This window comes from Luteimonas suaedae, assembly GCF_008312895.1.
GTDB lineage: Bacteria > Pseudomonadota > Gammaproteobacteria > Xanthomonadales > Xanthomonadaceae > Luteimonas > Luteimonas suaedae.
The window spans coordinates 172,184-193,475 of record NZ_VSSP01000005.1 but is presented as its reverse complement, the minus strand read 5'-3'; the positions used below and the strand labels follow the sequence as shown (position 1 = coordinate 193,475).

17 protein-coding genes and 2 pseudogenes are annotated in these 21,292 nt (G+C 69.8%); 1 reads left to right on the top strand and 18 read right to left on the bottom strand.

The window, feature by feature from the left end; all coding sequences use genetic code 11:
• Window positions 1-40: 40 nt before the first annotated feature.
• The 13 genes from FXO19_RS10060 to ssb all read right to left on the bottom strand — a co-directional run bounded on the left by FXO19_RS10060 (window position 41) and on the right by ssb (window position 13,152).
• On the bottom strand, window positions 41-1,735 hold the full coding sequence (locus FXO19_RS10060) for a tetratricopeptide repeat protein (RefSeq protein WP_149194960.1): 1,695 nt from the start codon (window positions 1,733-1,735) through the stop codon (window positions 41-43).
• A gap of 322 nt (window positions 1,736-2,057) precedes the next feature.
• Window positions 2,058-2,417, bottom strand: a complete 360-nt coding sequence (locus FXO19_RS10055; RefSeq protein WP_149194959.1) for a PilZ domain-containing protein — start codon at window positions 2,415-2,417, stop codon at window positions 2,058-2,060.
• Between the two features lie 192 nt (window positions 2,418-2,609).
• Window positions 2,610-3,533: a DNA polymerase III subunit delta' gene (locus tag FXO19_RS10050; protein ID WP_149194958.1), complete on the bottom strand. Its 924-nt coding sequence runs from the start codon at window positions 3,531-3,533 to the stop codon at window positions 2,610-2,612.
• Window positions 3,530-4,171, bottom strand: coding sequence for a dTMP kinase (gene tmk / locus FXO19_RS10045; protein WP_149194957.1), 642 nt, complete (start codon window positions 4,169-4,171; stop codon window positions 3,530-3,532). The genes FXO19_RS10050 and tmk overlap by 4 nt, the downstream gene beginning before the upstream one ends.
• Entirely contained in the window at window positions 4,168-5,241 is a 1,074-nt protein-coding gene (gene mltG / locus FXO19_RS10040; protein ID WP_149194956.1) for an endolytic transglycosylase MltG, read from the bottom strand. Before mltG ends, tmk begins: the two co-directional genes overlap by 4 nt.
• 203 nt (window positions 5,242-5,444) lie before the next feature.
• Window positions 5,445-6,791 carry an aminodeoxychorismate synthase component I gene (locus FXO19_RS10035; RefSeq protein WP_149194955.1) on the bottom strand — a complete coding sequence of 449 codons (1,347 nt, stop codon included), beginning with the start codon at window positions 6,789-6,791 and terminating at the stop codon, window positions 5,445-5,447.
• Window positions 6,792-6,867: 76 nt separating this feature from the next.
• A complete protein-coding gene (locus FXO19_RS10030) occupies window positions 6,868-8,409 on the bottom strand; it encodes an AbgT family transporter (RefSeq protein WP_149194954.1) in 1,542 nt (513 codons plus the stop codon).
• Between the two features lie 157 nt (window positions 8,410-8,566).
• Window positions 8,567-9,076, bottom strand: coding sequence for a DUF4019 domain-containing protein (locus tag FXO19_RS10025; protein WP_149194953.1), 510 nt, complete (start codon window positions 9,074-9,076; stop codon window positions 8,567-8,569).
• Window positions 9,077-9,191: 115 nt separating this feature from the next.
• A complete protein-coding gene (gene rfbD, locus FXO19_RS10020) occupies window positions 9,192-10,109 on the bottom strand; it encodes a dTDP-4-dehydrorhamnose reductase (RefSeq protein ID WP_149194952.1) in 918 nt (305 codons plus the stop codon).
• The gene (rfbC, locus tag FXO19_RS10015; protein WP_149194951.1) at window positions 10,106-10,663 is read right to left on the bottom strand and encodes a dTDP-4-dehydrorhamnose 3,5-epimerase; all 558 of its coding nucleotides are present in this window, start codon (window positions 10,661-10,663) and stop codon (window positions 10,106-10,108) included. The genes rfbD and rfbC overlap by 4 nt, the downstream gene beginning before the upstream one ends.
• Window positions 10,660-11,547, bottom strand: coding sequence for a glucose-1-phosphate thymidylyltransferase RfbA (rfbA, locus tag FXO19_RS10010; protein WP_149194950.1), 888 nt, complete (start codon window positions 11,545-11,547; stop codon window positions 10,660-10,662). Before rfbA ends, rfbC begins: the two co-directional genes overlap by 4 nt.
• Window positions 11,544-12,599 (bottom strand): dTDP-glucose 4,6-dehydratase, encoded by a 1,056-nt coding sequence (gene rfbB / locus FXO19_RS10005; protein ID WP_149195051.1) that lies wholly within the window; start codon window positions 12,597-12,599, stop codon window positions 11,544-11,546. Before rfbB ends, rfbA begins: the two co-directional genes overlap by 4 nt.
• Window positions 12,600-12,666: 67 nt before the next feature.
• Window positions 12,667-13,152: a single-stranded DNA-binding protein gene (ssb, locus tag FXO19_RS10000; protein ID WP_149194949.1), complete on the bottom strand. Its 486-nt coding sequence runs from the start codon at window positions 13,150-13,152 to the stop codon at window positions 12,667-12,669.
• A 189-nt stretch (window positions 13,153-13,341) separates the two neighbouring features.
• Between ssb and FXO19_RS09995 the strand changes: the two genes are divergently transcribed.
• The gene (locus FXO19_RS09995) at window positions 13,342-14,319 is read left to right on the top strand and encodes a polyprenyl synthetase family protein (RefSeq protein WP_255516373.1); all 978 of its coding nucleotides are present in this window, start codon (window positions 13,342-13,344) and stop codon (window positions 14,317-14,319) included.
• A 189-nt stretch (window positions 14,320-14,508) separates the two neighbouring features.
• On the opposite strand, the gene FXO19_RS09990 is transcribed toward FXO19_RS09995, so the two are convergent.
• The 5 genes and pseudogenes from FXO19_RS09990 to FXO19_RS09975 all read right to left on the bottom strand — a co-directional run bounded on the left by FXO19_RS09990 (window position 14,509) and on the right by FXO19_RS09975 (window position 21,159).
• Complete coding sequence (locus FXO19_RS09990) at window positions 14,509-15,318, bottom strand: dienelactone hydrolase family protein (protein ID WP_149194947.1); 810 nt, start codon at window positions 15,316-15,318, stop codon at window positions 14,509-14,511.
• A 264-nt stretch (window positions 15,319-15,582) separates the two neighbouring features.
• The gene (gene murD, locus FXO19_RS09985) at window positions 15,583-17,082 is read right to left on the bottom strand and encodes a UDP-N-acetylmuramoyl-L-alanine--D-glutamate ligase (RefSeq protein ID WP_149194946.1); all 1,500 of its coding nucleotides are present in this window, start codon (window positions 17,080-17,082) and stop codon (window positions 15,583-15,585) included.
• Window positions 17,063-18,037 (bottom strand): annotated as a pseudogene (locus tag FXO19_RS19745) (MurL-like N-terminal domain-containing); the annotation flags it as partial. The gene murD and the pseudogene FXO19_RS19745, both read right to left, overlap by 20 nt.
• A 141-nt stretch (window positions 18,038-18,178) precedes the next feature.
• Window positions 18,179-18,565: pseudogene (locus tag FXO19_RS19740) on the bottom strand (MurL-like N-terminal domain-containing); the annotation flags it as partial.
• Window positions 18,562-21,159 carry a bifunctional aspartate kinase/diaminopimelate decarboxylase gene (locus tag FXO19_RS09975; RefSeq protein ID WP_149194944.1) on the bottom strand — a complete coding sequence of 866 codons (2,598 nt, stop codon included), beginning with the start codon at window positions 21,157-21,159 and terminating at the stop codon, window positions 18,562-18,564. The gene FXO19_RS09975 and the pseudogene FXO19_RS19740, both read right to left, overlap by 4 nt.
• Between the last annotated feature and the right edge of the window lie 133 nt (window positions 21,160-21,292).

Here is a 21,292-nt window from a genome sequence, read left to right as displayed (position 1 = left end):
TATCGCGCGCATGGCGCGCTCCTACGGGAACCCTGTCTGGTCAGAGCCGCGACGCCGTCAACTCGATGTCGGCGTGCTGCCAGGCCTCGGCCAGCTCGGCCTCCACCGACGCGGCGTCGTTCGTCTTGTCCTGCGCCCGCAGGCTCTGCGTCAGTCCAAACAGCGACCAGCCGTTGCCGGGGTTGCGCGCGAGCTCCTCGCGGTAGACCTGCTCGGCCTCGCCGGCGCGGCCCGCCTCCAGCAGCACCGCACCCAGTGATTGCCGCACCGGCGCATGCCAGCCGGGCGGTTCGTCGTAGGGTATGCCGTCCTCGATGGCCACCGCCTCGCGCAGCGCGGCGATCGCCGTGTCGTGGTCGCCGCGGGCCGACGCGAGTTCGGCAGCGACGCTGCGTTCGGCGATCCGCGCCGCGTACGCCAGCGGGTAGCGGTCCCAGACCATCAGCGTGCCCATCTGCGGATCGGCCGCGAGCGGCCGCAGCGCGGCGAGGTGGCGCTCGGCATCATCGAGGCGCTGCTGGCGCACCGCGGCCATGCCTTGCGCGTAGTGCCAGATCGCGGTGACGTACGGCAGGTCCTCGGCGGGATTCGGCGTGACCGCGATCTCGTCCCAGCGGCCGAAGCGCACGCGTTCGAACCATGGCGTCAACCAGTAATGCTGCAGGCCGGCGAAGCCGGGCTCGCGCATCAGCTCCGGCAGGTCCGTGCGCTCGGCGGTCTGCAGCGCCGCCTTGCGCGCCACTGCGCTGTCGCCCTCCATGCTGGCGGCGAACCACAGGAAATGGTGGTTGTGCGGCACGTAGCCGAGCGGGTACACGCCCTGGGCGTTGCCGCGGCACAGCGCCAGGTAGGCGTCGTCGGCTTCGATCGCGCGCTGGTTGGCGATCACTGCGTCGTGCCAGCGCCCGACCCGGGCGTAGATGTGCGCGGGCATGTGCACCAGGTGGCCGGAGCCGGGGATCAGTTCGCGCAGCCGGTCGGCGGCGGCGACACCGCGTTGCGGATCGGCCGAGGCCTCGACCGCATGCACGTACAGGTGCAGGGCGCCGGCGTGGTCGGGCTCGCGGTCGATCACCGATTCCAGCACCGAGACGACTTCTTCGGTATGTCCCTTCGGCCGCAGCTGCGCGTCGTAGTAGTCCCAGGGCTGCAGGTCCATCAGCGCCTCGGCGTGGAACACGGCGGCATCGGGATCGTCCGGCCGCTCCCGCATCAGCTTGCGCGTGGCGGCGGCGTAGGCCTCGTCGAGCGGGCGACGGTCCTCGGGCGGCTGCTCGGCATAGCGCGCCGACAGCGCCTCGATGAAGGCCCGCTCGCGCGGGCTGGCGCCGGACGCCAGCGCGCGTGCCTTCTGCAAGCGCTCCCAGGCGCGATCGTTGTTGGCCGGATCCATGCCGGCGTTGACGTGCGGACCGAGCACCAGCGCCGCGCCCCACCAGCACATGGCGCACTCCGGATCCAGTTCGGTGGCCTTGACGAAGGAGCGTTCGGCGGCGTCGTGGTTGAAGCCGTAGGTCAGCATCAGCCCCTGGTCGAACCAGCGCTGGACCTCGGGATGCTCGCTGGTGACCGGAAAACGGTAATCGCCGAGGCCTTCGAGCAGGTTGGCGACCAGCGCCATTTCCGGCGGCGAAACGGCCGGCCCGGCTGTCGGCGGCGATTCGGTGGACGCGGTGCAGGCGACGGCGAGCGCCGCCGCCGTGCAGAGCAGCGCGATATGGAGGGGGTGTTTCATGGGGACCTCATCAGAACGTGTTCACTGCCGTCAGACGCGAGAACGGAAGCGATCGCCGAAACCGGTCACGCCGGGCAGTTCTTTCCGCCAATGAATAGGCAAACGCCTTGCCCGCTTTCCGTAGGAGCGCGCCATGCGCGCGATACCGCGGGTGCTTCCGTGTCGACCATCAACGGCTCCTGTGCGGGCCGGAAAGCACATCGGTCTCCGAAATTCCGTGGCGACGAAATGCCCGCGGTATCGCGCGCATGGCGCGCTCCTACGGGGGGCGACGTGAACTGCAGCGCGGTAGGAAACGCTTGCCCGATCCCCGTCGATTCGGCTACATCGTGTGCGTGGGCTTTTCCGCGTTGAGGGTGCCCGCCAGCAGGGTCTCGATCCTGCCCTTCACCGCCTCGCCCTCGTTGGTGTCGGCGAACTGCACGCCGATGCCGGCGGCGCGGTTGCCCTGGGCGCCGGGGGGCGTCACCCAGACCACCTTGCCGGCCACCGGCAGACGTTCGTTCGACTCGGGCAGCACCAGCAGCAGGAACACTTCGTCGCCGATGAAGTAGCGCTTGGGCGTGGGGACGAAGATGCCGCCATGCTTGAGATAGGGCATGTAGGCGTTGTACAGCGCCGCCTTGTCCTTCACCGTCAGCGACAGGATGCCTTGCCGAGATTGTATGGCTGTCGTGCTCATGCTGTTGCTTCCCCGATCGATTGCCAAGCCGTCCATGGCGCACCATGTCGGCTTCCGGATCGTCCCGCCCGGCTTGCCGGCCCCGCGCCGCGCGGGGCGTTCACCCGAGGCGCGAGGCAGTGCCTCGCAAACGCCCCGTGCTCACCCCTGGTCGGGCGTTCAGGTCCGCAGCCGATGCCGATCGGGCATCGGCTAGGCGCGGACCTTCACCCAGGCCAGCAGCAGTTCGAGCACCGCGAGATCGGCGCGCACCGTGGTGCGCAACAGGTCGCGGGTGCGATTGGCCGCATCGAACCACGCCACCAGCCTGCGGCTTCGCATCGGGTCGGTCAAGCCGGCGGAGGCCTGCGTCGCCGCCAGGTCCGCGGCATGGCGCAGGCGCTGCGCCGCATCGTCGTCGCCGGTCCAGCGACGGGCGGCTTCGGTCACCGCCAGCTCGCCGCGGGCGATCGCGCCGAGATCGGCGGCGACGGCACGGCGCAACTCCATGCCGCCGTCGCGCAGCCAGGCGTCGGCCAGTCCGGGATGGCCGCGGGCGGCGTCGAGCGCCTCGCCGGCGGCGTCCGCGGCATGCCCCTGCGCCTGCAGCCAGGCCAGCGCCTCATCGTGCGGCGGCAGGCGGAAGTCCAGCCGCTGGCAGCGGCTGCGGATCGTCGCCGGCAGCCGCATCGGGTTGGCCGCGACCAGCCACAGGTAGCGGCCCGGATGCGGCTCCTCCAGGGTCTTGAGCAGCGCGTTGCAGGCAGCGTGGTTGATGGCGTCGGCCGGATCGATCAGCGCGACCCGGGAGGCGCCGTATTGCGGCGTCAAGGTCAGCTTGGCGGACAGCTCGCGGATCTGCTCGATCACGAGCTCGCTGCGCAGGCGGCTGCCGTCCTTGGTCGGGATGAAGCCCATCGCGCTGTAGTCGGGGTGGGTGCCGGCGGCGAACAGCCGCTGCGCGCGCGGATCCTGCGCGCAGCCCAGCACGTGCTGCGCCAGCCGCTCGGCGACCGCGCGCTTGCCCAGCAGCGCCGGGCCGCACAGCAGCAGGGCGTGACCCATGCGCCCGCTGTCCAGGGCTTCAACGGCGCGGTCGTAGACGCGCTGCTGCCAGGGCGCGAACTCCGCCGTCATGCCTGCACCCGCCATGCCTGCAGCTGCCGCACCGCCTCGGCGGCGACGGCGTCGGCGGCCTGCCCGGCGTCGATCACGCGGAAGCGATCCGGTTCAGCGGCGGCACGCGCGCGGTAGCCGGCGCGCACGCGCTCAAAGAAATCGTCGCGCTCGCGCTCGATGCGGTCCGGCTGGGGATCGCGGCCACGGACTCGCGCGCGGCCGCGGTCGACGTCGATGTCGAGCAGCAGGGTCAGTCCCGGTTGCAGGCCGACCGCGTGCCGCTCGAGCGCGGCGATGAAGCCCGCGTCCAATCCGCGGCCGGCGCCCTGGTAGGCGTAGCTGGAATCGGTGAAGCGGTCGCAGAGCACCCAGGCGCCGCGCTCGAGCGCCGGGCGGATGGTCTCGCGCACGTGCTGCGCGCGCGCGGCGAACATCAGCAGCAGTTCGGCCTCGGCGGCGGGTGGCTCGTGGTCGGGATCGAGCAGCAGGTCGCGGATCATCTCCGCCAACGGGGTGCCGCCGGGCTCGCGCGTACACACCACCTCGTCGCCGCTGCGCCGCAACGCGTCGCGCAGCGCGTCGAGCACCGTGGTCTTGCCGGCGCCCTCGCCGCCTTCCAGCGACACGAAGCGGGGATGGGACGGCAGCCGGGTCACTGCGAATCCGGCGCGAAACGTTCGCGATAGCGCTGCACGTAGCGGCGCACGGCGGCGTTGTGTTCGGCATAGGTGCGCGAGAACACGTGCCGGCCGCTGCCGTCGCCGACGGCGACGAAGTACAGGGTGTCGCCGGGCGCGGGATGGGTCGCCGCGTGGATCGCCTCGGCGCCGGCCATCGCGATCGGCGTCGGCGGCAGGCCGTCGCGGGTGTAGGTGTTGTAGGGGGTATCGGTCTGCAGGTCGCGACGGCGGATGTTGCCGTCGTAGCCGCTGCCGATGCCGTAGATCACCGTGGGGTCGGTCTGCAGGCGCATGCCGGCCTGCAGCCGGCGCACGAACACGCCGGCGATCTCGCCGCGCTCTTCGGCGATGCCAGTCTCCTTCTCGATGATTGAGGCCAGGACCAGCGCCTCCTCCCGCGACGCCAGCGGCAGGTCCTCGGCGCGCGAGGCCCAGGCGGCGTCGAGCGCCGCCTCCAGCGCCGTGTTCGCGCGCCGGAGCAGGCCCAGGTCGCTGTCGCCGCGGGTGTACAGGTAGGTCTCGGGCAGGAAGCGGCCCTCCGGATGGACGCCGGGATGGCCCAGCGCGGCCATCAGCGCCGCATCGTCGAGTTCGGCGGTCTCGTTCAGCAGCGGATCGGCACGCGCCAAGGCAGCGCGCAACTCGCGAATGTTCCAACCCTCGACGAGGGTGAAACGGTGGCGGACGACCTTGCCGTCGCGCATCCGCAGCAGCACCTCGCGCGCGCTGATGCCGGGCTCGAGCGCGTACTCGCCCACCTGCAGGTGGCCGGCGGCGCCGAGCCGTCGCCCCAGCAGCCGCCACTCGAGCTCGTGCCCATCGTGCACGCCGGCATCGCGCAACTTCGCCAGCACGCGCTGGAAGGAGTCGCCGCGCTCGACCAGCACGGTAGCGCCGGCGTCGATGCCGGACAGCGGACCGTCGACGAACGCCTGGTAGCGCGCGTACGCCCAGTACGCCAGCGCACCGGCGGCGAGCGCCGACAGCACGAACAGCACGCCGATCGCGCGCCTACCTCTACCGGAGCCGCCCACCGGCACCTCCATCGAACTTCGGAACTGGATTCATACGGTCAGGATACCGCGCCGCGCCAGGCAGCCGTCTCCGTTGCAGCGAAAATGAGGCCGTCGCCGCGCCAGGCAGCCCCTTCCGCTGCGGTGAGAAACGGGCCGTCGCCACGGCTGACTCCAAGGAATAGCCCCGCCAACAAGCCCCTTCCGAAGCACGCAATCACAACCATGCCCGTGCATCACGAACCCAACGCCCGCAGCATCCCGCGCGCCTTGGCGCGCGTCTCCTCGAGCTCCCGCAGCGGGTCGGAGTCGGCGACGATGCCGGCGCCGGTGCGGAAACGCAGCACGTCGCCTTCGACCTCGGCGCTGCGGATGAGGATGTTCAGGTCGAGGTCGCCATCGCGGTTGAGCCAGCCCATCGCGCCGGTGTAGGCGCCGCGGCCGCTCGCTTCCAGTTCGGCGATGATCTGCATGCAGCGCACCTTGGGACAGCCGGTGATGGTGCCGCCGGGAAACACCGCCGCGATCACCTCGCCCGGCGTGGCCCCGGCGCGCAGCCGCCCGCGCACGTTGCTGACGATGTGGTGCACCTGGGCGTAGCTCTCCACCGTCATCAGCTCGTCGACCTCGACGCTGCCCGGCACGCAGACGCGGCCGAGATCGTTGCGCTCCAGGTCGACCAGCATCACGTGCTCGGCGCGCTCCTTCGGATGCCCGGCCAGTTCGCGCACCCGCGCCGCGTCGTCGTCGCCCTCCAGGCGCGGGCGGGTGCCGGCGATCGGACGGGTCTCGACCAGGTCGCCGCGGACCGACACCAGCCGCTCCGGCGACGCGCTGACCACGCTGCACCCTGCGTCGGCGAACAGCCCCGAAAACGGCGCCGGGCTGACCGTGCGCAGGCGCGCGTACAGGGCGGCCGGATCCGGCGGCGCATCGAAGTGCGCCTGCCAGGCGCGCGACAGGTTGACCTGGAACACGTCGCCGGCGGCGAGATAGCCGAGGATCCGCGCGACGCCGGCGACGAAGGCATCGGCATCGTCCTCGTGCAGCGTCCGCGGCGCACGCCATGGCGGCGAGGGGCTCGCATCACCGGCGTCCGCATCGGCGACGATCCACTCCAGCAGGGCCTCGTGGCCGCGTTCGGCCAGGGCGACGCATTCGCCGGTGGCGTGATCGCGCAGGATCGCCGCCGGGCAGCGCAGCGCGCAGGCCACCGGCAATGCTCCGGCCGCGGCCGGGAGTCGCAGCACCGGCTCCACCTGCTCCGCCAGTTCGTAGCCGAGGAACAGCGCCCAGCCGCCGCGGAATGGCCAGCGCGGTTCCTCGCGCGGCAATCGCAGCGCGCGCCAGCGCGCGTCGAGCGCGTCCAGGAAGCCACCGTCGACCGTGCTGCCTTCGGCATCGCGGGTGATGCCGAAGGCATCGAGCCGCAACGACGGTCCGCTCGCCAGCAGCAGCAGGTCCCAGCGCGCCTGCGCCGTGCCGTGCGCGACCGACTGCAGCAGCAGCGGGTAGCGCGCCGGCGCCAAGCGATGGACCGCAAGCAGGTCGGTGTCGGGCGGGAGCGGGCGGGTGATCAGCAATGCAGTGCTCGCGGCTGTCCGCGGCTGGGAGTCGGGAATCCGCGGCCGCTTCGACGGCCGCGGCAGCGGACACGATTCAACCGGCAGGAATGTATTGCAACGGCGCCCCCGGCCCGATCGGCGCACCGATCGCCATCCAGATCGAGAACAGGATCGTCCAGCCGATCAGGAAGGTGATCGAATACGGCAGCATCACCGCCACCACCGTGCCGATGCCCGCCTTCGGCTCGTAGCGCTGCAGGAAGGCGATGATCAACGCGAAATAGCTCATCATCGGCGAGATGATGTTGGTCACCGAGTCGCCGATGCGATAGCCGATCTGGGTCAGCTCGGGGGAATAGCCGAGCAGCATGAACATCGGGATGAACACCGGCGCCATCAGCGCCCACTTGGCCGAGGCCGAGCCCATGAACAGGTTGGCGCAGGCGGTCAGCAGGATGAAGGCGGCGAACAGGACGATTCCGGGCAGCTGCAGCTGCGTCAGCACGCCGGCGCCGTTGACCGCGAAGATCAGCCCGAGCTGGGTCCAGTTGAAGAAGGCGACGAACTGGGCGGCGAAGAACACCAGCACCAGGTACACGCCGAGGGTGCTCATGCTCTGGCCCATGCCCTTGATGACGTCCTGGTCGCTGCGGATGGTGCCGGCGCCGATGCCGTAGGCGACACCGGCGACCACGCCGTAGGCGAAGATCAGCGCGACGATGCCCTGCAGGAACGGCGAGTTGAGCAGGTCGCCGTCCTCGGGATTGCGCAGGAAGCCGTCGGCCGGCACCGTGCCCCACAGCACCAGCGCGGTCAGCACGGCGCTGGCGACCAGCGCGAACAGCAGGCCGCGCCGCTCTTCGCGCGTCATCGGCTCGATTTTGCCGTCGGCGTCCGCCTTCGGCGCATCGGGAAAACGCCTCGCGACCACGCGCTCGGTCACCCACCAGCCCAGGCCCGTGACCAGGAAAGTCGACACGATCATGAAGTACCAGTTCGCCGCCGGGCTGACGGTGTACGCCGGATCGATGATTCGCGCCGCCTCCTGCGAAAGCCCCGCCAGCAGCGGATCGATCGTGCCCAGCAGCAGATTGGCCGAGTAGCCGCCGGACACGCCGGCGAACGCGGCGGCCATGCCCAGGATCGGATGGCGGTTGGCGGCCAGGAATACCAGTCCGGCCAGCGGCACCAGCAGCACATAGCCGATCTCGCTGGCCATGTTCGACATCACCCCGGCGAACACCATGACCGGCGTGAGCAGGAAACGCGGCGCCGCCAGCACCAGTTGCCGCAGCGCGGCGCCGATCAGGCCCGAATGCTCGGCCACGCCGATGCCGATCAACGACACCAGCACCGTGCCCAGCGGCGCGAAGCTGGTGAAGTTGGTGACCAGCCCGGTGAGGATGCGGTGCAGCCCTGCCACGCTCAGCAGGTTGACCGGGGTGATGGTCTCGCCCGTGGTCGGATGCTGCACCGACATGCCGAGCTGCGAGGTGATCCACGACAGCACGATCACCAGCACGGCCAGGATCGCGAACAACGTCGCCGGGTGCGGCAGCGCATTGCCGCCCGATTCGACGACGTTGAGGAAGCGGTCGATCGCGGAGCGCTTGGGCGCGGCGGGCGTCTCGGTCATCGGATCACGCGGTCTTCTGTGGCCGGGTCGCCGGCCGGAACGGCCATCGGGCCCGGCACTCGCCGCCAGCCATCCGGAAACCGCGGCCGGTCAGGCCCGGACACGACGACGGGATCCAGGCCTGGATCCCGTCGCGGGCGTTCGGCGGCAGGCAACCTCAACGCAGGCTGTAGCCGGAAACGCGCCAGACCTTGTCCTCGTCCAGGCGGAACGACACCAGCTCGCGCACCGGCTCTTCGCTGTTGGCGAACCTGGTCGGGAAGGCAACGTTGATGTAGATCCCCTCCGGGACTTCGCCGCCGGCCTCGAACTGCGACCGCGACACCACCGCATCGCCACGGCCGCTCGGCGCGCCGAGCCGCTGGCGATCGCCGGTGATCTGCTGCACGAAGCTGTCGCGCGGAATCATCCGCTTGACCGCCGCGGTGGACATGTCCCAGACCTCGCCGGCCTGATTGGCGTCGATCATCTGCACCACCTGCTGCGCGGCCCGGGTCATGTCGGCATCCTGGCGCTGCAACTGCGCCTGCTGCTCCGGTGTCAGTTGCTGCTGCTGCGCTTGCTGCGCCGCCTGCTGCGGCGGTTGCTGTTGCTGCGGCTGCTGCGCGGTGGCGACGCCGGCACAGGCCGACAACGCAATCGCCAGGGCGATCGGCTGGAATTTCATGCAGTACCCTCCTGAATCCGTACCGGAAAGGCGCCTAGTGTATGTCAGCGCCGGCGACCGAACGCAAGCGGCCGCCATCATGGCGGCCGAACGGTACGGCGCGGCCGCTCCCCATTCACGACGAGATTCTCGTCGCTGCGCTCGCCATCCGCTCCAGGACGCCAGCCAGAGCACTGCGCCATTCCGGCACGTCGATACCGAAGTCCGCCCGGAAACGCGAGGAATCCAGGCAGGAACGTCCCGGCCGCCTTGCTGTCGCCGGATAGTCCGATGTTGCTATCGATACCAGTTCCGGGCGCCGGCCGAGCAGCCCGTGCGCCTGCGCGAGTTCGAAGATGGCATCGGCAAAACCGTGCCAGCTGGTGCAGCCCGAGGCGGAAACATGCCACAGGCCGGAGCCGACAGGGGGCCGCTGCAGCACGTGAGCGGTGGCGTCGGCGAGCCAGGAAGCAGGCGTCGGCGAGCCGAACTGATCGTCGACCACGCGTACGACGCCATGCTCAGCCGCCAGGCGCAGCATCGTCAGCAGGAAATTGCGCCCATGCATGGCATAGACCCATGACGTACGCAGCAACAGATGGCGCGCACCGCTGCCACGTACCGCCTCCTCTCCGGCCAGCTTGCTGGCGCCGTAGACGTTAAGAGGCTTGGGCGCGTCGCTCTCGCGACGTGGCCGTTCGGATCCGTCGTCGAAGACGTAGTCGGTGGAGTAATGCACCAGTAGGGCACCGCACCGGGCACAGGCGGCGGCGATGGCGGCGGGCGCTTCGGCATTGACTCGAAACGCACGTTCCGGCGCATCCTCCACCAGGTCCACGGCCGTGTCGGCGGCGGCGTTGACGACGATGTCGGGAGCGGCACGGTCGATCAGGGCGGTCAGCGTGCCAGGCCATTCCAGATCTGCGGCTTCGCAATGGCTGCCGTCGGCGAGCCTGCCATTCCGCGTCGAGAGCACGAGCGTCCCCAGAGGCGCGAGTGCGCGGCGCAGCTCACGCCCGACTTGCCCATCGGCGCCGAACAACAGGATTCTCATTCCCGGTATAGCGGCAGGCGCGCTTCCGGCATGTCGGCGAGAAACGGCGCGCGTGCGTCCTTTGCCGATAACACGGGATCGGAGACGGGCCAGTCGATCGCCAGATCGGCGTCGTTCCAGCGGATACCGGCATCGGCTTCGCGATCGTAGGTTGAGGTGCAGAGATAGGTCACTAGCGTCCGCTCGGCGAGCGCGACGAACCCGTGAGCGAATCCTTCAGGTATCCAGAACTGCCTTCTGTTGACCGCGCTGAGATGGACGGCCGTCCAGCGCCCGAACGTGGGCGAGCCGCGACGGATGTCGACCGCGACGTCCCAAGCCTCGCCTTCCAGCACCGACATGTACTTGCCTTGCGGATTCGGCCATTGGTAGTGCAGTCCCCGCAGCACATCGAGCGAGGACAGGGACACGTTCCCCTGCACGAAGGTTGGCGCGAGTCCGTACTCCGCGAGCCTGTCGCGATTGAACGCTTCGTAGAAGGAGCCGCGTTCGTCCTCGAACACATCCGGCTCGAGGATCAGACAACCCGGCAGGTCGGTCTCGATGACCCTCACGTCACCACCAGGCTTTCGGCGAGTCCGAGCAGATACTCGCCGTAGCCGTTCTTCGCCAGCGGCGCGGCCAGCGTGCGCAATTGATCCGAATCTATCCACCCGTTGCGCCAGGCGATCTCCTCTGGACTGCACACTCGCAGTCCCTGTCGCGCTTCGATGGTACCGATGTAGTTCGACGCCTCGAGCAAGGACTGATGTGTTCCCGTATCAAGCCAGGCATAGCCACGCCCGAGTTTCTCCAGATGAAGCGAACCTTCGGCCAAATAGCAACGGCTGAGATCGGTGATCTCCAGCTCGCCGCGCGCCGAAGGCGCCAGGGTCGCGGCAAAGTCGCTCGCGCGCCCGTCATAGAAGTACAGGCCGGTGACGGCGTAGTGGGATCGGGGCTCGACCGGCTTCTCCTCGAGGCCGACGACACGCCCTTCATCATCGAACTCCGCCACACCGTAGCGTTGCGGATCACGAACCCAGTAGCCGAATACCGATGCTCCGCGCGTTCGCGCATCCGCGCTGCGAAGCAGTCCGGTGAGCCCGGGGCCATGGAAGATGTTGTCGCCCAGCACCAGGCAGCTGGGCCGTCCATCGAGGAAGTCGCGACCGACCAGGTACGCCTGCGCGACACCCTCCGGGCTCGGCTGGACGGCGTATTCGATCCGCATGCCCCACTGCGAGCCGTCGCCAAGCAGGGCCCTGAACAGCATCTGCGCGTGGGGCGTGTTGATCACCAGGACTTCGCGGATGCCCGCCAGCATGAGCACGCTGAGCGGGTAGTAGATCATCGGCTTGTCGTAGACCGGCAGCAGCTGTTTGCTGATTGCCTGCGTGGCCGGGTAGAGCCGCGTTCCGGAGCCGCCGGCGAGCACGATGCCGCGTCGTTGCGTCATGCCGCGCTCCCGATCCGCTCCAGGCGATAGCTGCCGTCGAGCACGCGCCGCACCCAGACCTGGTTGTCGAGATACCAGTCGACCGTGCGGGCGATGCCTTCCTTGAAGGTCACCTCGGGGCGCCAGTCGAGCTCCCGCTGCAGCTTCGAGGCGTCGATCGCGTAGCGGCGATCGTGCCCTGGGCGGTCAGAGACGAAGGTGATCAGATCTGCGCGCACGCGTCCGTCCGCCAGTGGTCGGCGTTGGTCCAGCAGGTCACAGATGGCCTTCACCACCTCGATGTTCTCGCGCTCGGCATCGCCGCCGACATTGTAGGTTTCGCCCACGCCGCCACGTTCGATCACTGCACGGATCGCCGCGCAATGATCACCGACATAGAGCCAGTCGCGGACGTTGCGGCCGTCGCCGTATACCGGCAGCGGCTCACCGGCGAGAGCCTTGGCGATCACCAGCGGTATGAGCTTTTCCGGAAACTGGTAGGGACCGTAGTTGTTCGAGCAGTTCGTGGTCAGGACCGGCAGGCCGTAGGTGTGATGAAAGGCACGCACCAGGTGGTCCGAGGCCGCCTTCGAGGCTGAATACGGCGAGTTCGGCGCATAGGGCGTGGTTTCGCTGAACCGGCCGGATGCGCCCAGCGATCCGTAGACCTCGTCGGTGGACACATGCAGAAACCGAAAATTCTCGCGCATCGGCGAGCGCAGTGCGCGCCAGTAGTCACGTACCGCCTCGAGCAGCGCCAGCGTTCCGACCACGTTGGTCCGCACGAACGCCGCCGGACCGTCGATCGAGCGGTCGACGTGGCTCTCCGCGGCGAAATTGATCACGGCCTCCGGCCGATACCGCGCCAGCAGGGTGTCCACAAGCGCGCGATCGCCGATGTCGCCCTGCACGAAGACGTGACCGGAATCGCCATCCAGCGGCGCCAGAGTGTCGAGATTGCCGGCGTAGGTGAGCAGGTCCAGATTCACCACCCGGACGCCTGCCGAGACTGCCCCCAGGATGAAATTCGCACCGATGAATCCGGCGCCACCAGTGACCAGCCAAGTCGGCATTCCCACCTCGAGATTCAAGAAGACAGGCCCGGTCCAGCGCGGCACCGCGGCTTCGTATACCGCCCGCTCAGAACGGGATGTCGTCGTCCGAGAAATCGTCCATCGGCGCCGGTTGCGAAGACGGCTGCTTGCGCGGCGCCGCCGACTCCTGCCGCTGCGGACGCGCTGGACGTTCGCCACCGCCACCGCCACCGCCACCGCCACTACCGCCGCCTTCGCCGCGGCCACCGAGCATCTGCATCTCGTTGGCCACGATCTCGGTGAAATACTTCTCCACGCCGTCCTGGCCGGTGTACTTGTCGTAGCGGATCTCGCCCTCGATGTAGACCTGCGAACCCTTGCGCAGGTATTCGGCGGCGATTTCGCCGAGCTTGCCGAAGAAGGTGACCCGGTGCCACTGGGTGTTCTCCTGGCTGTTGCCGTCGCGGTCCTTGCGCACGCTGGTGGTGGCCAGGCTGATCTTGGTGATGGCCATGCCGCCCTGGGTGTACTTGGTTTCGGGGTCGTTGCCGAGATTGCCGACCAGGATCGCCTTGTTGATGCCACGGGCCATGAAGAGGTTCCTTGGATTGCTTGCCGGAAGCGGCGAGGACGATTGGATTATAGCGGCCGGCGCCCGGCTATCCGAGCCAATCCCGATCCGGCGTCGGGGAATGCCGTGCCGGCGCGTCGGAGCGCTCCGCGCCGGCCCGTATAATCCCGGCTCTCCCGGCACGGCGACCCCATGGACCAGGCCAATCTCGTGAAAATCCCCGATCTGGCCGCGATCCAGGCCCTGGCCGCGCCGGACATGGCCGCCGTCGACGCCCTGATCCGCCGCCGCCTGGCCTCGGAGGTGGTGCTGATCAACCAGGTCGCCGAGCACATCGTCTCCGCCGGCGGCAAGCGCCTGCGGCCGATGCTGGTCGCCCTGGCCGGGCGCGCCTGCGGCGGCGGCGGGCCGGAGCACCACCAGCTGGCGGCGATCGTCGAATTCATCCATACCTCCACCCTGCTGCACGACGACGTGGTCGACGAGTCCGACCTGCGCCGCGGCCGCCGCACCGCCAACGCCATCTGGGGCAACGCCGCCAGCGTGCTGGTCGGTGATTTCCTGTATTCGCGCAGCTTCCAGCTGATGGTGGAGCTGGAGCGGATGGAGGTGATGCGAATCCTCGCCGACACCACCAACCGCATCGCCGAAGGCGAGGTGCTGCAGTTGCTGCACGTGCGCAACCCGGATACCGACGAAGCCGCCTACCTCGACGTGATCGAACGCAAGACCGCCGTGCTGTTCGCCGCCGGCACCCGGCTGGGCGCATTGGCCGCCGGCGCCGATGCCGCCACCCAGCAGGCGTTGTACGACTATGGCCTGCAGTTGGGTTACGCGTTCCAGATCGCCGACGACGTGCTCGACTACAGCGCCGACGCCGATGCACTGGGCAAGAACCTGGGCGACGATCTCGCCGAGGGCAAGGCGACCCTGCCGCTGATCCACGCCATGGCCCGATCGGAGGCGCCGGTCCGCGAGCGTCTGCGCGGCATCGTCGAAAACGGCGACGGCGACGCGATGGCAGAGGTACTGGCGGCGATCGAGGCCAGCGACGGGCTCGGCTACAGCCGCGGACGTGCGCGCGAATACGCCGAAGCCGCCGAACGTGTGCTCGACCGACTGCCGGACAATGCCGCGGTCGCCGCCCTGCGCGGGCTCGCCCGCTACGCGGTGGAACGCGGACACTGAGGGAGTTGCGAACCGCAGCACTGCCCGGCGCACCTTCGAGGAAAACCGCCAACAGGTGTGGGAGCGACGGCAGTCGCGACATGATGGCGGGTTGCGGCCGTCGCCCCTAGGTCGATATCTGCACGGACGCGGGCAGTCGCGACTGCCGTCGCTCCCACACGGTCTTCCGCGGCAAAGGTGCGCTGACTGTCAAGCCTCGTCGTTGGAAAGAATCTCCCCGAAGAACTCGCCGATCATCCGGAATGCGCGCCGGGCGGCACGCTCGTCATAGCGGCAGTTGTCCTCGGGATCGGCGTTCGCATCTTCGACCTGGGTGAAGCAGTGGCGCGCGCCGCCGAAGTCGACGAACTGCCAGTCCGCACCGGCGGCATCCATCTCCTGCCGGAAGGCGACGATCTGCGCGTCGGTGACGGAGGTGTCGTCGGCGCCGTTGAGCACCAGCACCGAAGCACCGATCCGGTTGTCGCCGGTTGGCAGGTGCGTCTCCAGGCCGCCGTGCACGCTGACCACCCCGGCGACCTCGGCGCCCGAGCGCGCCAGTTCCAGCACCGCGGAACCGCCGAAGCAGAACCCGATCGCGGCGATCCTCTCCGGATCCACCGGCGCCTGCCCGGCCTGCGCCGCCAGCGCCTGCACCGCCGCGGCGACACGTGCGCGCAACGTCGTGCCGCCATCGGAGTACACCTGCATGACCTGCTGCCGCGCCTCGCCGTCGTCCGCCGGACGCACGCCCTTGCCGTACACGTCGGCCACCAGCACCACGTAATCGTCGCCGGCCAGCGTGCGCGCACGCGCGACCGCGTGATCGCTCACGCCCATCCAGTTCGGCACCATCACCAGGCCCGGGCGCGGCCCGCTGTCGGCATCGTCGTAGACCAGGACACCGCTGAAGGCCGCATCGTCGATGGTCCACTCCACCGGATCGGCCCGTGGCGCCGCCTGCACGGCGGCGGCGGCGGACAGCAGCAGCACCAGCGCGGCGGATCTGATGCGGATCATGGATGCCTCTTACTCTTTGGATGCCGGGGCCGCAAGCCTAGCGCGGATCGTTGGCGAAGAACGAGTGGAGAGGAACGAGGAACGGGTGAAAGCGGCTCCTCCACTGCCCGCTGCTCCATTTGTCCCACGCACTCCGGCAGGCGAACAACGACAACCACGAACGCCGGCTTCGGCCCCGATCCGGAAGGCGCACGGGGATTGGAGTGAAGCGCATCCGCCAAACCGGCGGGGCCCGCGAAACGTCACTTCACTCGTTACTCGTTCCTAGGCAACGCCAAGGCCCTGGACGGCCGTGATCGCGTCCGGATCGAAGCCGCCCAGCGCGGCGAAATGGCGGCCGCGTTCGGTGTAGTCGCGATACGGACCGAAGCTGGGTGCTCCCGGCGAAAGCAGGATCACTCCACCCGCCTCGCCGAGCGCGGCGCGGGCGGCGTCGACCGCCGCGGCCAGGTCGTCCGCGGCGCGGAGCCGCCATGTTCCGTCTGCCACTGCGGCAAGCACCTCGTGGATCCGCGGTCCGTTCTGCCCCATCGTCACCACCGCATGCGGCGGCCGCTCGCGCAGGCGATCGGCGAACGCGTGCCAGTCCACGCCCCGGTCGTGGCCGCCGAGCAGGATCGCCACCCGCGCGTCGCGGTACACCTCCAGCGCCGCCAGGCTGGCGTGCGGCGTGGTGCTGATCGAATCGTTGACCCAGGCGATGCCGTCGCGCTCGCCCAGCGCCTGCAGCCGGTGCGGCAGCGGCACGAACGAGGCGGCGTGCGGCGCCAGTGCGGCGGCATCGAGGCCGAACGCGTCGATCGCCGTCAGCGCCGCGCACAGGTTGCCGAGATTGTGGCGGCCGGGCAGCGGCAGCCCGGCGGTATCGAGCACGGCCAGCTCGCCGCGGTGGAGCATGCCGCCGCGCAGGTGCCAGCTGTCCGCACGGTTGAACCATCGCACCACACCGGCCGCACCGGCTGTCGCGACTCCCCGGCGGCGGCGTGCCGCTGCCACTCCCACACGCGAATCGATCTGTTCGCCCAGTGCCGCCAGTCTCGGATCCTCGGCGTTGAGCACCGCCACGCGCGGGCACGCCTCGGCCACGAGCGCCAGCTTGTCCTCGACGTAGCGCTGCTCGCCACCGTGCCAGTCCAGGTGCTCCGGAAAGACGTTGGTGACCACCGCGATCTCCGGCCGCACCCCAGAAGACGCGACATCACGGGTCTGGTAGCTGGACAGTTCGATCACCCAGGCGTCGGCCTGGTCATCGATCAGTTCCAGCAGCGGCAGGCCGATGTTGCCGGCCAATGCGGTGCGTTGCCCGCCGGCACGCAGCAGGTGTGCCAGCAGCGCGCTGGTGGTGCTCTTGCCCTTGGTGCCGGTGACGCACAGCGTGCGCGCGTCGGCGCGCTCGGCGAACCACAATGCAGTGCTGCCGACGAAGCACGTGCCCCGCTCCGCCGCGGCCAGCACCTCGGGCCGGTAGGCGCTGATGCCGGGCGACTTGATCACCACATCGAACGCCGCCAACCGCTCCGCCGTCGCCTCCGTCTCCACCGTCAGCGCCACATCGCCCAGCGCACGGACTTCGACGGCTTCCTCGCCCGTGCAGAACAGCGTCAGCGGCCGCATCGACCCTACGTCCGCCTTTGCCTTTGCTGTTCCCGATTCCCGATTCCCGATTCCCGATTCCCTATCGCGCAACGCGCGATAAGCCGCCCGACCTTCGCGGCCCCAGCCCCACAGCGCAACGCGGCGCCCTTCAAGCTGCGAAATGCGCACGCAGCCGCTCCCACAGCGGTGCCGGGATCCGGTGGGTGTCGTCGACCCGCAGCAGTGGCGCGATGGCCAGTTCCTGCGCATCGAGCTGCGGCGCGATCTCGCGCTCGAAACGCTTGATCACCGCGTCCTCGCGCCACTCCGGCCGTCGCGCCAACGCGGCCATCGCCGCACGCGACTCGCGAGCCTCGCCGACGCATTCGAACGGCTTGTGGTCGCGGTATTCCAGCAACGCATCGTAGCCGGGGACCTGCTCCGCGTCGTCGAGCAGGTTGCGGCCGAAAATCGCCACCAGCCGCGGCTTGGGCATGAACGGCGCCAGCGCCAGGAACACGAAGTGGCATTTCGGGCAGATCCCGCACCAGCGGTTGACCGGGCGCTCGCCGAGCAGGTGGAAGTTGCGGTTGCAGCTGGAGAAATGCGCGTCGTAGCGGTCGCTCCTGGCGAACTGCCGCGCCACCGCCAGTTCCGAGAACGGCCGCAGCAGCGAGTAGTAGTGCAGATCGGCGGCGACGTGGCGCTGCAGGTAGGCGCCGAAGTCGCGTTCGAAGGTCCAGCCTTTCGACCACTGGTGGTTCACCTCGCCGGTGCCTTCGATCAGGCTGCCGTAGCTGGCCGAACGCTCGTTGGAGAACACCACCTGGTCGACGCCCTGCAGGATCGCGGCGAAGGCGAGGATCGCCGAGTTGATCGCGGTCACCGGGATATGCCCGTTCCAGGCGCCCTGGCGGTTGTAGTCGAACAGCTCCGGTGCCAGCTGGCGGTCGATGTTGAGCGTCGACAGGCCGGTGCGTTCGGCGCAGGCGCGGATCAGTTGCGAGCCACCGATCCAGGTGACGGTCTGCGCCACGCCAGCCGCGCGCAGCGCCTCGATCGACACCAGCGAATCCTTGCCGCCGCCGATCGCGACCAGCGCGTGCTGGCGCAGGCCGATGGCGGGCGCTGCCTCCCCTGTAGGAGGGGCTTCAGCCCCGACCCCGTGCAAGTCGCCGGCAGGTGTCCTCTGCCGTTGTTTCCCTTCATGGCGCGCGGTCGCGCGGCCACCAGGGCCGCCACCGATGGGGCTGTCTGGGGCTGTCGGGGCTGAAGCCCCTCCTACAGAGGCCGCCGGAAAGCTGATGCGCCCATGCAGGTCCAGCCCGTTGCGGTAGGCGAACTCGCCCAGGCCGTGTACGTAGATTTCTTCCAGCAGCGCCGCCGTCTCCGCATCGATCGCAGCATCGTCGATGCGGATCTCGGCCGGCACCGCGGCCTTGTAGTAGCTCACCCCGGCGACCAGGTGCAGCAGACGCAGCGCGCGTCCGGCAGCCGCGGCGCGCGCCGCGTCCAGTTCGAACGGCGCCCCCGGCACGGTGACCGTCTCCACCAGCTCCGGGCCGTCGTCGAAGGCGTAGACCAGCTGCGCCACGCCGCTTTGCTGGTCAAAGCCGCAGTGTACGAAGCGGAACGCGCGGATCGCGTCGCGGGCGAACGTCCAGCCGCTCATGCCAGCACCTCCTGCGCCGGCAGTGCCCGCAGGTTGTAGGTGTTGGCCATGACGAAACCGTAGGCGCCCGCGTCGGCGATCAGCAGCACGTCGCCCTCGGCGGTGGCGGCCGGCAGCCGGCGCTGCTTGCCGAAGACGTCGCCGGACTCGCAGATCGGGCCGACCACGTCGAAGGCGACGTCGGCCGCCTCCTCCAGCCGCGTCAGGTTGTGGACGCCGTGATAGGCGTCGTACAGCGCCGGACGCAGCAGCGCGTTCATGCCGGCATCGGCGCCGACGCGGCGGATGCCGCCCTTCTCCACCACCTGTGTGGCGGTCATCAGCAGCACGCCGGACTCGGCCACCAGGTAGCGGCCGGGCTCGATCGCCAGACGGTAGTTCGGATAGGCAGACTTCACTTCGGCCAGGCCGGCGCTCCAGGCGTCGAGGTCGAACGGCTCGTCGTCGTCCTGGTAGGGAATCGGCAGGCCGCCACCGATGTCGATGGTCTCGATGCTGCCGAAGCGCTCGGCGATGCCGCCGAGCTCGTCGCAGACCGAGCGCCAGTGCTGCGCCGTCTCCACGCCGCTGCCCAGGTGCGCATGCAGGCCGGTGACGCGCGCGTCGAGCGCACGCGCGGCGGCGAGGAATGTCTCGATCCGCGCGACCGGCAGCCCGAACTTGGAGGCCAGCCCGCCGGTGCGCACCTTCTCGTGGTGACCCTCGCCGCGGCCGAGGTCCACGCGCAGCCACAGCGCGCGGCCGCGGAAGGTCTCCGGCCAGCGCTGCAGCGCCTCGACGTTGTCCAGCGTCACCGTCACGTCGAGCGCGAACGCCGCATCGTATTCGGCACGCGGGGCGAAGCTGGGCGTGAACAGCACGCGGTCAGGCGTCAGCGCCGGCACCGCATCGAACACGTGCCGCAGTTCCGCCAGCGATACGCATTCCAGCCCGAAGCCCTCCTCCACCAGGGCGGCAAGGATCGCCGGATGGGAATTGGCCTTGATCGCGTAGTAGCGGCGATCGACCGCTTCGATCGCCGCCAGCGCGCGGGCGCGGGCGCGCACCGTGGGCAGGTGGTAGACGTAGCGCGGCGTGCCGGGTGTCGCCAGCGCCAGCAGGCGTTCGCGTTCGCCGCGCCACCACGGCGTCTCGCGCGGGCGCAGCGCGCCGGCGATCTCGCGCCAGCGCGGGCCGAACACCTCGACGTTGCGCACCGGCATCGCGCCGCTGCCGATCAGCTGCGCGTGCAGCTGCGGCAGCAGGCCTTCGGCGTCGGCCTCGTCGATGACGAAGGTCAGGTTGAGGTCGTTCGACGACTGCGAGATCAGGTGCACGCGCTCGCGCCCGAACGCCGCCCACACGTCCGACAGCTTGTGCAGCAGCGAACGCATGCCGCGCCCGACCAGGGTGATCGCCGCGCACGGCGCGATCACCTTGACCCGGCAGAACCGTGCCAGGTCCTCCGAGAGCCGCGCGAGCACGTCGGTGCTGACCAGGTTGTCATTGGGATCGAGCGAGACGGTGACGTTGGTCTCCGACGATCCGATCAGGTCGATCGAGAGCCCGTGCACGCGGAAGCGCTCGAAGACCTCGGCCAGGAAGCCGACCTGCTGCCACATGCCCACCGTCTCCATCGACACCAGCACGATGCCGTTGCGGCGGCTGATCGCCTTGACGCCCGGCACGGTCGCGGCCGACCCGTCGATGCTGGTGCCCGGCAGGTCGGGGCGGGCGGTATCGAGGATCGCCAGCGGCACCCCGGCGTCGCGGCAGGGGCCGAGCGCGCGCGGATGCAGCACCTTGGCGCCGGTGGTGGCGATTTCCTGCGCCTCGGCGTAGTCCAGGCGCGTGAGCAGGCGGGCGTCCGGCACCTCGCGCGGATTGGCGCTGAACATGCCGGGCACGTCGGTCCAGATCTCGACCCGCCGCGCGCGCAGCAATGCGCCGAACAGCGCAGCCGAGGTGTCGGAGCCGCCGCGGCCGAGCACCGCGGTGCCGCCGTCGCCGTGACGGGCGATGAAGCCCTGGGTCAGCAGCAGCGGCGCCGGCTGCGCGCCGAAGCGCGCGCGCCAGGCGTCGTCGGCTTCGCGCCGGCACGCCACCGACAGCCGCCGCGACCACGCACTCTGGTTCGGCAGCGCCAGCGCGTCCAGCCAGTCGCGGGCGTCGCACCAGCCGAACGCCAGCCCTTGCGTGCGCAGGTACGCGGCGCCGAGCGTCGAGGACAGCAGCTCGCCCTGCGCCAGCAGCTCGGCCTGCCAGTCGAGCGGGCGCGTGGCGGCGCGTCCGTCCGTGGCCAGTGCGTGCAGCGCGGCCAGCCGCTCCTGCAGCACCGCATCGGCGTCGAGCCCGAGTTCGGCGGCGAAATCGCGATGCCGCTGCGCCAGCGCCGCCACATGCGCCGACGGATCCGCCACGCCGTCGGCGATCGCCTGCAGCGCGTTGGTGGTGCCGGCCAGCGCCGAAACGACCACCAGCACGCGCGCGTCGTGCTGCCGGCCGCGCGCCTGCGCCAGCTGGCCGATGGTGTCCCAGCGCGTGCGTTGCGACACGCTGGTGCCACCGAACTTGAGAACGATCCAGTGGGTCTGCAAAGGGTCTGGAAGAGGCATCGGCGGCGGCAAGGCGAAGGCATCCGGAATGGACGCACGAAGCTGCGCATTGTAGAGCGGAGCCCGCTCCGCTGCTGCCGGTTCCGGCGTCCGGTCCCGCCAGGCAAACCCGGGCGCCGTGGCCGGGGGCTGG